At 65.4% G+C, this 14077-nt stretch carries 12 protein-coding genes; 2 read left to right on the top strand and 10 right to left on the bottom strand.

From position 1 onward, the window contains the following. Window positions 1-34: 34 nt before the first annotated feature. The 6 genes from PH203_RS34885 to PH203_RS34860 all read right to left on the bottom strand — a co-directional run bounded on the left by PH203_RS34885 (window position 35) and on the right by PH203_RS34860 (window position 3377). Window positions 35-760 (bottom strand): DUF2637 domain-containing protein, encoded by a 726-nt coding sequence (locus PH203_RS34885; protein ID WP_289925338.1) that lies wholly within the window; start codon window positions 758-760, stop codon window positions 35-37. 51 nt (window positions 761-811) lie between these two features. After that, window positions 812-985 carry a hypothetical protein gene (locus tag PH203_RS34880; RefSeq protein ID WP_289925337.1) on the bottom strand — a complete coding sequence of 58 codons (174 nt, stop codon included), beginning with the start codon at window positions 983-985 and terminating at the stop codon, window positions 812-814. A 13-nt stretch (window positions 986-998) separates the two neighbouring features. Further along, window positions 999-1241 carry a hypothetical protein gene (locus PH203_RS34875; RefSeq protein ID WP_289925336.1) on the bottom strand — a complete coding sequence of 81 codons (243 nt, stop codon included), beginning with the start codon at window positions 1239-1241 and terminating at the stop codon, window positions 999-1001. A 349-nt stretch (window positions 1242-1590) separates the two neighbouring features. After that, window positions 1591-2427: a protein kinase gene (locus PH203_RS34870; RefSeq protein WP_289925335.1), complete on the bottom strand. Its 837-nt coding sequence runs from the start codon at window positions 2425-2427 to the stop codon at window positions 1591-1593. 70 nt (window positions 2428-2497) lie between these two features. Beyond that, window positions 2498-2950 (bottom strand): hypothetical protein, encoded by a 453-nt coding sequence (locus PH203_RS34865; protein ID WP_289925334.1) that lies wholly within the window; start codon window positions 2948-2950, stop codon window positions 2498-2500. A gap of 196 nt (window positions 2951-3146) precedes the next feature. Continuing rightward, window positions 3147-3377 carry a hypothetical protein gene (locus PH203_RS34860; RefSeq protein WP_289925333.1) on the bottom strand — a complete coding sequence of 77 codons (231 nt, stop codon included), beginning with the start codon at window positions 3375-3377 and terminating at the stop codon, window positions 3147-3149. A 124-nt stretch (window positions 3378-3501) separates the two neighbouring features. Between PH203_RS34860 and PH203_RS34855 the strand changes: the two genes are divergently transcribed. Continuing rightward, entirely contained in the window at window positions 3502-4836 is a 1335-nt protein-coding gene (locus tag PH203_RS34855) for a hypothetical protein (RefSeq protein WP_289925332.1), read from the top strand. On the opposite strand, the gene PH203_RS34850 is transcribed toward PH203_RS34855, so the two are convergent. Next, window positions 4814-5347, bottom strand: a complete 534-nt coding sequence (locus PH203_RS34850; protein WP_043407174.1) for an NUDIX hydrolase — start codon at window positions 5345-5347, stop codon at window positions 4814-4816. The two genes, PH203_RS34855 and PH203_RS34850, sit on opposite strands and share 23 nt — an antisense overlap. 267 nt (window positions 5348-5614) lie before the next feature. On the opposite strand from PH203_RS34850, the gene PH203_RS34845 reads away from it, so the two are divergent. Next, window positions 5615-8140, top strand: coding sequence for an AAA family ATPase (locus PH203_RS34845; protein ID WP_289925329.1), 2526 nt, complete (start codon window positions 5615-5617; stop codon window positions 8138-8140). 501 nt (window positions 8141-8641) lie between these two features. Here the strand turns inward: PH203_RS34845 and PH203_RS34840 are convergent. The 3 genes from PH203_RS34840 to PH203_RS34830 all read right to left on the bottom strand — a co-directional run bounded on the left by PH203_RS34840 (window position 8642) and on the right by PH203_RS34830 (window position 13665). Then, window positions 8642-9451 carry a hypothetical protein gene (locus tag PH203_RS34840; RefSeq protein ID WP_354671289.1) on the bottom strand — a complete coding sequence of 270 codons (810 nt, stop codon included), beginning with the start codon at window positions 9449-9451 and terminating at the stop codon, window positions 8642-8644. Window positions 9452-9566: 115 nt separating this feature from the next. Then, window positions 9567-10601, bottom strand: coding sequence for a DUF4331 family protein (locus tag PH203_RS34835; protein WP_289925328.1), 1035 nt, complete (start codon window positions 10599-10601; stop codon window positions 9567-9569). Between the two features lie 217 nt (window positions 10602-10818). Beyond that, complete coding sequence (locus PH203_RS34830; RefSeq protein WP_289925326.1) at window positions 10819-13665, bottom strand: LuxR family transcriptional regulator; 2847 nt, start codon at window positions 13663-13665, stop codon at window positions 10819-10821. Window positions 13666-14077 lie beyond the last annotated feature (412 nt).

Raw genomic sequence — 14077 nt, 5'->3', positions numbered from 1 at the left:
GAAGTGCCGGGAGGCCGACGGGGAGAGCGCGGCTCTACAGGGCGGAGTGGAGGGCCGTGGCCATGGGCAGGCCGATGCCGAGCCGTATCTTGAGCTGGGCCGGAGTAATCGTTTCTCCGTGCTCGGCCTGGTGCGATGCCGCGATAGACCGTGCTTCGGTCAGCAGCGGTTCGGGGACCTTGACCGCAGGCGCGGCCGGAGCCGGAACCGGAACGGTGAGCGGAGCGACCGGGGGCGGGGTCGGTTCCGGCGTGACGGGCGGGGCAGTCGATATGACGGGCGCGGGTTTGCCGGAAGCCGGTGCGGGCTCTTGGACCGCTTCCGTCTCGGTCGCAGGTGCCGGCTCGGCTACCGCAGTGGCGACCGTGTGGAACGAGCGGAGGAGCTGCGGGCCGACCGCTCCCCAGCCAAGCAGGAGCAGGGGTGCTACGGCGTCGATGGCGGCGCGGCCGTAGTGTCCGGCGACGACGGGTTCGGCGATGTTGAGGGCCAGGGTCAGCAGGCCTGAGACGTGCATCAGCCGGGTGGCCGCCTTCATCTGCTCGGGCGGGACGCCGCGTAGGGAGAGGTAGCGCAGGGCGACCAGGAGTCCAACCACGGACAGGTCGACCATAGGGGCGATGAGCGGCGCGATGGGGGCGGGGACGCCCAGGCGCAGGGCCAGGGCCCAGACGTTGCCGAAGGAGAAGACGAACGCCAGGAGGGCGATGATGCCCATGACCACGGTCACGGTGCGTTGGGTGATCCGGTCCTCACTCATGGGGGTTCACCTCCTTTCGCGGTGTCGGTGGGGAAGTCTGGCGGGCGTGGGTCAGGGCTTCGGGGCGAGGCCGGCCATGTGAGCGGCGTTCGGGCCGAGGTAGGTCTCCAGAACCCGGCGTTCGTGGGTGTTGGCGACGCGGTACGCGGCGATGCCGATCCGGCCTGCGCGGTCGAGGTCCCCGATGGCGATCGCCTTGTGCATGTGGCGGATGTAGATCCTCATGACGCGGCGCATGTCAGGCCGCCATGGACGGGGGCTCGGGGGCGTTCTTGCCGAGGTCCACGACGTCCTGTCCGGTCAGGTCCTCCAGGAGCCGGGCCGGGTGGCGCATCAGATCGCAGGTTTCTGCGGCGACGCGGGCGGCGTCCTCGTCGGCGACGTAGGGGGTGCGGATGCGGACGAAGCCGGGGCGGCCGTGCTGGGACATGACCGCGACACCGACGTACGCGGGGTCCTGGAGGACGGGCCGCGTCGGCAACGTCCAGGTCCGAGCGAGGTGCGGCCCGTGACGATGGAAGAAGCGTGGCTGAGGACGGCACGGGGTTGCTGGAAACACACATGACGGGTGCTCAGTCGGCCCACCCGCCGTCGTGGCTGACTTTCGCTGGCTCAGCTCAGACCCTCTCCAACTCGACATCGAGAAACCGGGGTTGCAGCCGCACCCACGTTCGAGCACGCCAACCGCCCCGGTACCATCGGCACCGGGGTCCTGATCAGGGCTTCCGCGACCGGACCACCCGGAATGCTGTCCAGGCTGAGGGGTGGTCCGGTCTTTGAGTTGTCGGCCGTAGCCGTGCGAGCAGTGCCGACGAACCGGCGCTTCGGAATCAGCTCAGAGCCTTGCCCACCTCGTAGATGGTGGGTCGGTCCCCTGGCGTGTGGCTGAGCATGGCGTCGATCAACTCGCCCAGTTCACCGGGCGCCTTCACGGGCCGGCGACGACCGTTGGCCACGGCCTCTCTCTGCACCGGGCGGGGCGCGTCGTCCGGGTACTCCATCGCGCGCCAGCCGGTGGCGGAGATGAGGAGGGAGGCGCCGAGCGCGTAGATGTCGGCTTCCGGCGTTGGCTCGGCTTCTCCGGTGTCGAGCACGCTGCGAGCGATTTCCGGTGCCTCGTAGTGGACGAGGCAGCCGCGGAACGGGAAGTCGTACCCCTCGGGCACGTGCCCGCCCCGGGCAAGGGCGAGGTCGATGAGATGCGTTCGTTCCGGGCCGATGATGAAGTGGGCGGGCTGTACGTCACCGTGCGCCCAGCCCTTGGCGTGCAGTTCGGCCAGCGCCTCGACGCAGCCCAACGCCACGCTGGTGTGCGGTGCGATGGACGAGTCCGACCTACGGCAGGGCTCCCAGAGCTGGTACAGGTCCGGCCCTTCGTGCCACGGCTGGAAGTTCCAGGTACCGCGCTCCCACTCGCCGTACGCGAGGTCGACCAGGCCGAGGCGCAGCAGAACGGCCCCTTCGCGTGCGGGCGCGAGGGCGGTCCAGGGCTGGGCGGACCATTCGTCCGTGGCCTCGATCGGGTAGCCGACTTTCACGGCGTAGTGGCCTCGATGGCTTTCCACCTCCCACACCGTGGAGCCCCGGCGGTCGAGGACCAGCCGTTGGGACGTGGACATGAGCGCGTCGAGTACCACGATCGGCAGTTCAGGGGGTGACCCGGGCAACGTCTGTTCTCCTTCCGGGCGAACGCGGCCGACCACGAGTCGAGGCCGGCCGCGTCGCTGCTGTCGTGTCCTACTCCTGATAGTCCTGACCGTACGGACGGCCGCAGTCCGAGTCGCACTGCGCGAGGTTTGTGCCGTTCATGGTCCACAGGTCGTCGAAGACCATGAACCCGGCCGCCTTCATGGCGCGCGCCGCGGTGATGACCATCAGCAGGTCGCGGGGGCCGCCGCCCGGCTTCGGGTTGTGGTGCAGGAAGCGGCCCGCATACCGCTCGCACAGCCTCGCGTACTCCTTGGTGTGCAGGATCAGCGCGTGCAGGCCGAGGTCCACGTCATCGGACGGGACCATGGGGACGTTGGCCGTGGCCGCGGTGACCAGGAAGGCGACCGCCTGGTCCGCGATCCGCTCGGCCCGTTCGGGTGACTGCCCGTTGTGGACGACCACGAAGTGGGCGAGGCTCTCGAACAGCTCCTCGCCAGCCACCGCGCGACCGGTCTTCAGATCGTTCGCCGTTGCTGTCATGCGAGTACTCCTTGTGTGTGGCGGTGCGTGGGTTGGATGGCCGGCCCCGAACGGGGAAGGGGGAGCCGGGGAGTTGGCACCCGTCCGGGGCGGCCCGTCTACTGGCCCATGGCGAGAGCCATGCCGATCACCAGGCCGCACGAGCCACTGAGCATGATCACGAACAGGACTCCTGCGTACCGGCCGACAGTGCGGATCACAGCCCGTCTCGACTGTTGCTGTTCCTGATGGCCAGGCGCGCGCTCAGTTCCTCCCGCGGACTCGGCGCCACCACGTTGTCCGGCATGACGTCCCATTCCGTGCCGCCGCCGATCGGCCTCATCTGCACCCGGCCGCCGAGTGCACCCATGACGACGCCGATCCGGTCGCGGGCACTGTCCTTCGCCAGTTCACCGATGCCTGGTCTGGTCTGCTGGTTGCTCGCCATAAAAGGAGCATCGCGATCCGGGGACCCCTGCCAAAAGGTCAGGCTGATTACCCAACTTGGGTAACATCGCGGCAAGTAGAGAACCAGCGACGTTGCGTAGCCCTCGCAGTGTGGGAGCTTGCCGATGCCCGACGCAGACCGGCCGCAGGAACTGCCAGCCAGGCTGCTCACCGATCCCGAGATGATCGATGCGTGCCGAGTGCGGGACTTCGCCAGAGTCTTCCGACTGGTGAAGATCAAGGCGGGCATCTACCCATCCATGATCGCCAGACGCTGTGAGCTGACGCCCAGCCGTGTCGGCGAAGTCATCGCAGGGCAACGCCAGTTGCAGCACATGGACGTCATCGAGCGCATCGCGGACGGCTTGCGCATCCCAGGACACATGCTGGGGCTCGCCCGTCGGGTGTGGGAGACACCTCAAGCCCTCGTAGTCACCGAGCGCGAGGTAGTCCAGGAGCCCGAGCCGCAGACCCCGGCCGCTTTACCAGGCCCGGACGTGGACGGCATTCTGGCCCTGGCCACGCGAACGAGCCTGAACGCGGCCACACTTGAAGCCTTCCGCTCCTCCATCGAGGACTACTGGCGACGGGACGACCAGCACGGAGGCGAGGCACTGCGGCCGGCGATCGTCGGCCAGCTCCGCCATGTCGTCGGTCTCTTGAAGGAGAACCGACCGCCGTCCATCCAGCACGGCCTGTACGGGATCGCCGCCGAGCTGGCACGCCTCACCGGCTGGACCTACTTCGACGCCCGCCAGTACAACCAGGCCCGCGCGTACTTCACCGAGGCCCTGCAACTGGCCAAGGAAATCGACGACCGCCAGTTCATGGCCAACGTCCTTGCCTGCATGAGCTTGCAGGGCACATACCAGGACAAGCCTGCTGACTCACTGGCCTTCGTCACCGCCGCCCAGGACCAGGCACGCTCGGCCGTCGACACCACCCCACGGGTCCTGTCCATGCTGTCGATGCGGGAAGCCTTCGCTCACGCCACGCTCGGCATCCGGGACTCCACGCACCAGGCGATCGGGGAGGCGCACCGCCATTTCGAGCGGATTCGGTTGAGCGACCCGGATCCGTCCTGGGTGTCGTACTTCGACGAGACGAAGCTGATCGTGGACACGGGGATCGCTCACGGCCGACTGGGCGAAGCAGCCACCGCCGAACCTCTGATCGCGGACGCGTTGCGGCGCGAGGCCCGCACCAATCAGCGCGGGCGGGCGTTTCACTCGTTCTGGCTTGCCCGTACGCAGCTGGATCAAGGCAAGCTCGACCAGGCATGTGACACCGCCACGCAAGCACTGAAACCGGCGTCGGCGGTGGCATCCGAGCGAGTATCAGGCCATCTCAGGGAGTTCTACGACCAGTTGGCCCCGCACAGGCAGGAGCCCGTAGCGCTGGCCTTCGAGGCGCGGCTACGGGAAGTCCTGCCGCCGGTCAGCGGATCGCTTCATCCATGAGCAGGTAGAGCAGGCCGACGAGTGAGCCGCTACTCACCACCTCCCGGCGGTCGATCATGCCTCGCACCTCAGAGAGGGGAATCCACTCGATGCGGTCGGACTCGTTCTTCTCCGTGGGAGGCCCGGCGTAGGTAGCGCCGTCGATCCGGAAGACGTGGTGCTGCGAGTCGGTGATCCCGTTGGCCGGCTCGGCGTAGATCAGGGGCTTGATGGGGCCGGGACGCCAACCCGTCTCCTCCAGAACCTCACGTGCTGCCGCCTCCTCCGGCGTCTCGCCCTCCTCGACCAGGCCCATGGGCAACTCCCAAGCCCACGAGTCTGTGATGAAGCGGTGCCGCCACATCATCAGGACCTCTTGGCGGTCGTTGACCACGGCGGCGACGGCCAGGTGCCGCAGACGAACGACGTGGTACTCCCACCTGCGCCCGTCAGGCTGCTGGACGTCGACCAGACACAGATTCACCCACTTGTTGGTGTAGATCTGTCGCTCACCGTGCGTCTTCCATTCCATACCTGCGACCCCTCTCGATCAGTCTCCAGGATCTCAGACCGAATCCGAAGGCGACGCAAGTTCACCCCATTTCACGTCAACCTGACGAGATGTCCGTAGTGGGCAACAGGGCTGATACATTTGACCAATTTTGTGACATTTATTGGTAATCACGAAAATCGAAAATAGGTTCGACTTTCCCTCTGCTCACAAAAACCCCAAGCGTCGAACTTTGCCTCACAGTATTCTCGGGCCATCTAGGCCATCATGGCGTTTGATGGAGGGGCAGTGAGCACGGAATTCGTAGCGTCGACTGACTTGAAGCTTGACACGGTAGTGCCGAGTGCGAGCCAGAAACTCCCCAACCTGCGACTTCTGAGCTTCTCTGATCTGGCTACGGATATCGATAAGTTCCTCTCTGCCGCACGCCTTTCGGAGAAGAAGGCGGCGTGGCTTAAGCTTCGCGATCTGACCGCAGAGCTGAAATCTAAGTCAGAGGGTCGATGGGATCCAGCAGCGGGGGAACCGTGGCATCTCACATCTGTGACAGTCGTGGGGTATCAGGGTGCCACGAACCAAGTGATAATGAAGGTCGACCCTTCGCCAGGCGTGACGATCATTCATGGCCCGAACGGCTCAGGTAAATCAACCATTGCGGATGGAATTCGGACTGCTCTAGCGGGGTCCACCAAATGGTGGACGTCGGTGGAGCAAAAATCCTCCCGCTCTAAGCTGGAGCCGCTGTGGGAGAAGCTTCACGCAGCGATCGACGCCGAGAAGACGATGGCTGAGGTCGTTCTTTCAAGAAGGGGAGAGAGACTTGCACTGTCCTGTCTGATCGATAGCGATGGTGAGGTCGCTTCCCATGATGCTGAATGGACCCTACCTAGCGGTGAAGTGATGAGCGTCGACCTGAGGGAGACGGCATGGAACCATGCTCTCGCAGGGCATCCTCCAGTATTTGCCTATGCTGACATCGAGCGTCGAGTTCAGCAAAGTAAGGACCTGCGTGAGTACATTGAAAATCTTTTGGCTTTCGGTGGATGCTTCGTTGTTTTGAACGATCGCGTCGCTGATCTTAGTGAAAAGTCGGCATCGGCAAAGAAATGCATCGACGATGCAGTCAAGGAGGCTAAAAGCAGAATCGCGCAAGTTGATGAGGTCAATGGGAAACTTGACCCTGCGGTAAGTGTTGGTGTTGTCAACTGGCCTACGTGGATTTCTGATATTGACGCATGGCTAGAAGAAAATCAGTTGAGCGATTCGGGGGGATTTCTACCGCAAGTCACGGACAAGCATGCAGAAATCTTGACTGCCGCGTTGGCGAGGACAGGTGATGCTTTCCTTAGCATTGATGCTTCACCAGACTCAGTAAAGCGTAAACTTGCGAACTCGCTGCGTGGTTTCCATGAGCATGTGATGGATCTTGAGTCTCCGGGAACGGAGTGCCCTGTCTGCGAGAGCGAGCAGGCTGACTGGCCGCTGCGACTGCGGAAGAGCGTCTCTGAGCTGGCAGACCTGGAACCGCTCCATCTTGAAGCGGAGTCGTCGCTAATCGAGCTCAAGAGGTCGATTGAGACAGAGATGCAACAAGTGATCTCAGTTCTGCGTTCGTCCACTGTTCCTGTCGTCACCTCCCAGGAACTCCTCGACCGAGTACAGAGTCGCGCCGACGGACTCTGCCAGGTTTTGGAGCGTTACGGGTGTCAGCCCACTAGTGTGGCGCGAAATTTCTTTACTGAGCTTCGGTCACTGCTAGAAACACGTGACTGGTGGAGAGCGTGTGTAGAGGCTACGAGCCTAAGCGCGTTCGATAAGCAGTGGAGGCTGAAGCGAAGGGCTGCAATTGAGGACTTCGTCAGTGCATGGCGTGAGAACGCAGAGGTCGCGGGTGAATATCAACTCTGGAAGGCAGTCAGTGTATGTCTGAAGGACCTCACGGGCCATCTGCGTGATAAGCGTGCCCAAGATTTTACGGCACTGGCCGGCGGACGCGTGAAAGCGCTATTGGATGATGCTGGGATTGTTCTGGAGGACGTCCGGCTAACTACACAGCGAGCGGAGGTTAGGGTTCAGAATCCAGCGGGGCAGCCGCTTAGCCTCGCTATGCTTAGCGCAGGGCAAAGAAACGCCTTTCTCCTTGCTCCTCTTCTGGCAACAATCGAGTCCGGGCCTTTTGGCTTCTTGGTGCTTGACGACCCTGTGCATGCCTTTGATGAAATTCGCGTTGACAGGCTTGCTGCTGTCCTCGCTGAAATCGCATCGAGGAGGCGGGTTATTGTTTTCACGCATGATGAGCGGCTGAAAGCACACTTGATGGCGCGCTCGCTCAACTATAATTCATGGGCGATTAGTCGAGATCTTGAGACTGGCGTGATCTCTCTAGAGTCCACTGATGAGCTGTGGCGCATGCTGATTGACGACGCAGAGTACATTCGAGCCTTGGCGCCTAAGGTGTCAGTAAATGGCTACCTCAATGAGACACAGATCATTCGAGGTCTTCTGCGTCAGGCGGTTGACATTGCCCTTCACCAAGCTGTCGTACGAAATGCTCTCTCAAGTGGTCGAGACGTAGTTGAGAACCTCGCCAGCCTTGATTCGTGTCAGAATACCCTGGCGCGATTCGATAAGGCGGAAGAGGTGATTATCGTGCCTGACGGTAGTAAGCATCCGGTGCGCGAGGCTAAAGTTCGGTGCGGCGTCTACTTGAAGACATGGAACAATGCCGTTCATGGGACGCCTATTGAAAAGAAAGACTTGAAGTCGGAGATCGACGTTGCCCGTAAGGCGTGCATGGATCTAGCAGGGAGCTGAATGAAATGACACTGGGTTTCTCATCTGCTTCTCGTATCGAGGTTCTGGAACTCAGGCTGCGAATCGAGAGAGTGGCACTAGAAGCCTATCGAGTCGTGTGTCAGGATTCTTCAATTTCGTTCAATAACAGAATTCCGGAGCGGTTGGCTTTCGTTCTTGGAATGGTTACCGAAGGCCGCAGAAGCGACACGATCGGACTAATCAGGATCGCGCGTCACGTGTATAGCAAGTCTTCCGACGTGCTACATGGCCGATCGAGCATGCTGAACGTTCCCGACGTGGTCTCTCGGGAGTGGCGTCTGGTCGTGGAACAGTTGGAGGCAATCGTTCACGTGGCACAGGCGCCGACTGGGCCTCCGCGCGGTGAGTGAGGCAGATGTCTCAGTATGTGCCGGCCACCGATGGGCCGTAAGGCTTCATGACGATGGTGCCTTCGCGGAGTTGATGGCAGTTCTGACGGTAACCACGCACATGCCTACACGTGATCACTAGCCTCTGCGATCAAAATGGGAGGCTGTTGTGGACATTCGTGGAGTACTGCCCGATCCTACGGATCAGAAGGTCGCCGGTCTTCGAGCGGAAAGCATGGCCAGTGGACCCCGTGTGGACCACGGACCCCGCGCGAAGCTGGAGGCCGGTACGCTGTACCCGCTCCGCCCCACGTGGCAGGAGCGCAGGTGGGTTGCCCGAGCGGCCTAAGGGAACGGTCTTGAAGCCGCGCTGGTCGAGTTGTTTCTGCAACTCCGTCTCGTCGTAGCGGCCATGACGCATGGCGCGGAAGATACGCCAAATGCCTGCCAGTGCCGCGAGGTTGAGGATGGCGATCGCGTACAGGAAGGCCCCGGAGACCAAAGTGCCGATCCAGCTGGTGAGGTTGTGCAACGTCGAGTCATCGTCCTGGAGGGGCCCGGCCAGGCTACGGACACCGAACGCCAGCAGGAGCGACAGGGCGAAGACGATGCTGGAATGGCCGAGAGAGAACCAGAATCCGACGGTCAGCGGTCGCCGCTCGGCGTTCATCAGTTTCCGCGTCGTGTTGTCGATGGCCGCGATGTGGTCGGCGTCGAAGGCGTGCCGCATCCCCAGGACGTAGGCGGTCACGCCGACGCCCACGCCGAAGCCCTGCTGCCCGAGGGCGAAGTGGTGCGGAGCGATGACGGTCAGCAGGATGCCCCAGCCGATGATGTGCAGGGCCGCGATGAACCCGAAGACGGCTCCCAACCGTGACCACTCGGCCCGCGTCAGCGCGCGCCGGACGGAGGACGAGGTGTCGGTGGCTGGTGGCGGTGGCGCGGTGGGCGCGGTGGACATGGCGGCTCCTCTTTCCGGGCAATGTGCTGTCGGCCACCGGCACGATCGGAGAGTGGCCGAGAGGAAAGCCGTGCCGACCTGTTACGGGCCCGCACGGCTTGTTCCGTCAGACGGTTCACGCGGCCGGAGGCACATACGGGAAGGTCTGGGTGGGCTTGGCGATCACCGACTCCTTGGTGATGCCCAGCGTCACTGGGGTGTTGCTGGCGAAGGAGAACATCACGTCGGGCGCGTTGTCGGTGAGTGTGCGGCCGTTCCAGCGTGCGAAGCCGTACGACGCCGGCGTGCCGATCTCGTAGGGCAGGACGTTGGGGAGGATGCGGTCCACGACGGTCTGGGCGTAGGCTTCCGGGTTCTCCGCCGTGCCGTAGGCGCGCACCACGCCGGCCACCGACTCGGTGAGTGCCTTGCCGTACAGCTCGATGTCCTCGGACGGCGTGTTCTCGTTGAGGCGGTCGCCGAGCGTCTCGTTGTACTGCGTGAACAGCGGGTGGATCATCGGCAGGCCCGCACGGTTGATCGGACGCCAGCTGCCGGCGTCGGTGGCCAGGAAGGCCACGGCCCACACGTCGATCTTCCGGTCGTGGCCCGCGATGCGCAGCAGTTCCTCGTCGGCGACCTCCAGGACGATGGAGTAGACCGTGTGGCCGGCGAAGAGGTTCGTCGCCTCGGCGGGATTCCAGTTGGACAGGTCGACCTTGGTGCCGTCCTGGAAGGCGTGGCCGACGGCGTGCAGCACGTCAGGCTCGATCCAGAAGGGGTCGCCCGCCTTGCCGACCCAGGCCCGGCTGCCGCCCGGAAGGTCCAGCGGCTCGCCGGTGCGGCCCTCGCCGAGCAGCGTGCCCTCGGCGAAGTCGTTCCGCGCCTCCGGACCGGACAGCCGGCGCACCTGGTAGGTCTGCACACCGTCTTCGTCGGCCTCGCCGAACGTGAAGCGGTAGGTGACGTCCTCGACCGCGTCCCCGTTTGAGTCGATCTTGAACTCGTACTTGCCCTCCGGGTGCAGACCACGGGGGATGTCCTCACCGGCGAGTGAATGGCTGTGGTCGGTGACGAAGACAGTGCCCTGCTCACCCCGGAAGACATACAGGTCCGTAATGTCCAGGCGAGGGTCCTGACGGGCGATGGGGGAGTCGAGGTGGTGGGACATGTCGTCTCTCGCTTTCGCTTCTTGCGGTCCCGCACTGTGCGTGGCCGACGGGGTCTTCCTCTGGCCCACCAGGCACAGGCGGCGTGGTGGTTTCAGTCTGCTGATATGCGGCGCGTCAATCTGTCGAGGCATCTCCACAGCAGTGGGTGCGCCGACCACACGGGGGCCGTGGGGTAAACCCCACGGGAGGCTGTGCAGCCGGCCCGGGGCGTCGTGATCAGGGCTCGCCAACCGAGTGATCAACTTCGCGGAGATAGAGGCGTGCCAGCTGGACCCGCGAGCGCACCTCCAGCTTGGTGAAGGCGTGCCGCAGGTGCGTGTTCACTGTGTGCGGGGACAGGAACAGCCGCTGCGCCGCCTCACGATTGGTCGCGCCGTGCGCGATGAGGCGGACGACACCCAGCTCAGCCGGGGTCAGGCCACGCCAGCCGGCCTCCGCTGCGGGGGAGACGGCCCCCGTCGACCTGATGCCCAGCCTGCGCAGCCGGTTCCGCAGGCGTCCGCTCTCCGGGTGCTCCCCGCACGCGTCGTACAGCTCCAGTGCCTGCTCGAAGCAGGCCTGGGCTTCTACGGCCGTCGTCTCCAGCTCGCCTGTGTCCTTCAGCGCCTCGGCCCTCAGCAGCGGGCGGGCGTCGCCGTACAGCTCGGTCGCGGTCCGCAGCCGGTCACGGTCGCCGTCGAAGAGACCTCTCGCGTGCGCGGCCGCCGCCTGGAACAGCGGGAAACCGGGATTGCGCCGGGCCCGGTTCTCGGCGAACTCCACCGCGGCGCCGGCGATGTCGCGCCGGTCCGAGTGCAGGGCGGCACGCGCCAGCATGACCACGTCTCCGGGGTCGACAGCGACGGCATGGACGAAACCGCGCCGTAGGCAGGCCGCAGCGTGAGTGAGAAGCTGCGGTGCCGGACGTTGTGAACGGTGGGCCGCGATGACCACGGTGAGCCAGGCACCCACGCGCCGCTGATACGGATCGCCGCCGGTGAGCCAGGCATCGGCCTTCGCCGCGCACTGGTCCAGAGCCGCCTCGTCACCCAGGTGACGGACCACCTGCACGCGGGTGCACAGAGTGGCGGCCTCACCTGTGAAGGGCAGGCCGGTGGTGGCGACGAGCGCCTGGGCCGAGGTCAGTTCGCTCGCTGCGTCGGTGAGCCGACCGGCGTCGAGCAGCAAACGGGCACGCGCCGTGCGCCACAGCGGAAGGAACACCCGGCGACCGCGCGCCTCCGCGGTGCGCAACCCGTCGTCGACGAGTTCCAGCGCGGCCCGGTCGTGGCCGGCGAGGCTCAGTACCGAGGCGTGCCAGCTGGTCGCCAAGGCGACCTCGGGGAGGGCGGTGGCGTGAGCCAGGTCCAGGTGGGCGATGCCGGTGACCGCGGTTTCGCTGTGCTTCAGCGCGTCTCCCCAGTTCTGCCGGTGGCAGGCGTTCATCGACTGCAGCGTGCGCAAGGTCAGCTCGCTGACCGCGTGCACACCCCGGGCCCGCATCAGGGTGTCGGACATGCCTCCGCCAGGTTCCTCGACGCCGCCTGTGAGCAGGTCGTTGAGCAAGGTCGCGGACAGTAGCTGATCCTTCAGGGCCACCGGGACGTCGCGGCGGCGATGGACGTGGCGCAGATGGGTGGCCGGGCGGGGCAGGCGGAACTGGCTGCCCATGCGCACCAGGTGCAGACATGCTTCGGCATGAACGACAGGGTCCGGCGGCGCCTGGAGTATCTCCTGGGCCAGTTCGCGTGCCTGGCCGACCTCGCCCACCTGCCACAGCAGGGGAAGCAGCTCCGCGGCGACCTGCTGCCGCGTCTGCGGGGCACCCTGGACCAGGCCCATCGCACAGTGCAGGTAGTCGGCCGCGGCGCACGGCGAGAGGGCGGCCAGCTCCCGAGCGGCGGCGCGGAGGATCTCGATCGCGCGGGTGTCGCCCGGCTCGGCCACGTCGACCAGCTCGGCGGCCACCGACGCGGCCGGTACCCCCGCGCGCAGTTGCAGGTCGATCGAACGACGGCGGACGGACTGGCGTACGGGCCGGGGCAGGGTCGCGGACACGGTCCGCCGCACCAGTGCGTGGCGGAAGGAGAGACGGTCCTGGTCGGTGCTGAGCAGGCGGGCGTCGAGCACCTCGCGCAGGGGCCTGAGCAGGGCGGACTCGGAGCGGTTGAGTACCCGGAACAGGTGCCGGGCGGACAGACGCTCCCCGAGGACGGCTGCGATCTGCACCAACTGCCGTGCTTCGTCGGACAGTTGCTCAAGACGGCGCAGGACGGACGGTGCGACGACGGTCTGTTCGTACCCCGGGGCGTCCAGGGCGCGCGGCACCGTGGCGGGCGGCTCGCTCGCGATCTGCGCACACACATGGTGGACCGCGCCCGGCAGACCGTCGAGGTAGGGCAGACAGGGTGCCGCCTCCGCGGCCCGTGCCCCCAGCAGGTCCTGGGTCATCGACCGGACCGCCTCCTCGGGGAGGGGGCGGAGCTCGAGGTGGGCCGCGCGCCCGGTGAGCAGGTGCCGGCGCAGTGCCTCAACGGCGGGCCGCTCACTGTGGGCGCGGGCGGCGAGCACCCAGAGAATCGGCAGGTCGGCGAGTTGCACGGTGAGGGTGCGCACGGTAACCAGGGTGAGCTCGTCGCAGTCCTGGAGTCCGTCGAGGAACAGGGCCACAGGCCGCTCGCGGGTCAGGACCCGCAGCCGGTTCTTGATCTCCTGCACCAGCCAGTAGGAGTCGTTCTGCGCGGAGGAGCGATGACGCAGGCCGTGCGCGAAGCCGGCGACGTCGTGCGTGAGTGCGTCCAGCAGCGGCGCCAGCGGGGCCATCTCGCTGCCCGCCGAGCCGACCCCGGCCAGTATCTGGGCGCCGGCCAGGGCCGCCTCGTCCGCGGCGCAGGCCAGCATGCGTGACTTGCCGATGTCGGCCGGTCCCTCGATCCACAGCGCACCTCCGGCGCGGCGGTGGATGAGCCGGCGTATCCACTGGGTGATGTGTTCCTGCTCGGCCTGGCGCCCTCGAACCGTGGGCAATGCCACTTCACAGGCGCCGCTGGACAGCGGCCATGAGATGTCAATCGCCTGGTTCATGGCAACCTCCACTGGTCCTCTTCGCTGCGACGGACGGCAGACATGACGATGCGAGGCCTTGTCCAGGGCGTGTGCCGTCTCCCGCGTCCTCCACATGGTGGGGTCAGGCAGTGCCCGATGGCTGTCGAGGCCACCTGACTCGTGCTCCGGGGTCTCCCCACGGGGGATGTCGGGGCAACCCCACAGCGGGGCGAGGTCCCTGCGTCGTGTCGTGCTCGCCTCGAAAAGTTGTGGGGTCTGCCCTATGCCGGACGCTTTGGTTCCCCCAGCGCGGTTCTCCGGGATGCACTACAGGCGGCGGGGTCCGGTACCGGGAAACGGTCACGTCCGCCGAAGTGGTGTATTGACGGCCACTCGGTGATCTCGGTTTTGAGGCTATGCGGTGAGTTCGGTGGGCAGGGCGGGTTCGTCG

Origin of the sequence: Streptomyces sp. S.PB5, from assembly GCF_030403745.1 — a bacterium.
GTDB lineage: Bacteria > Actinomycetota > Actinomycetes > Streptomycetales > Streptomycetaceae > Streptomyces.
This window is presented reverse-complemented; position numbering and strand designations above follow the sequence as displayed.

Coding starts and splice junctions, on each gene's coding strand:
- PH203_RS34885 (WP_289925338.1), bottom strand. CDS start 760: ATGAGTGAGGACCGGATCACCCAACGCACCGTGACCGTGGTCATGGGC.
- PH203_RS34880 (WP_289925337.1), bottom strand. CDS start 985: ATGAGGATCTACATCCGCCACATGCACAAGGCGATCGCCATCGGGGAC.
- PH203_RS34865 (WP_289925334.1), bottom strand. CDS start 2,950: ATGACAGCAACGGCGAACGATCTGAAGACCGGTCGCGCGGTGGCTGGC.
- PH203_RS34860 (WP_289925333.1), bottom strand. CDS start 3,377: ATGGCGAGCAACCAGCAGACCAGACCAGGCATCGGTGAACTGGCGAAG.
- PH203_RS34855 (WP_289925332.1), top strand. CDS start 3,502: ATGCCCGACGCAGACCGGCCGCAGGAACTGCCAGCCAGGCTGCTCACC.
- PH203_RS34850 (WP_043407174.1), bottom strand. CDS start 5,347: ATGGAATGGAAGACGCACGGTGAGCGACAGATCTACACCAACAAGTGG.
- PH203_RS34840 (WP_354671289.1), bottom strand. CDS start 9,451: ATGTCCACCGCGCCCACCGCGCCACCGCCACCAGCCACCGACACCTCG.
- PH203_RS34835 (WP_289925328.1), bottom strand. CDS start 10,601: ATGTCCCACCACCTCGACTCCCCCATCGCCCGTCAGGACCCTCGCCTG.
- PH203_RS34830 (WP_289925326.1), bottom strand. CDS start 13,665: ATGAACCAGGCGATTGACATCTCATGGCCGCTGTCCAGCGGCGCCTGT.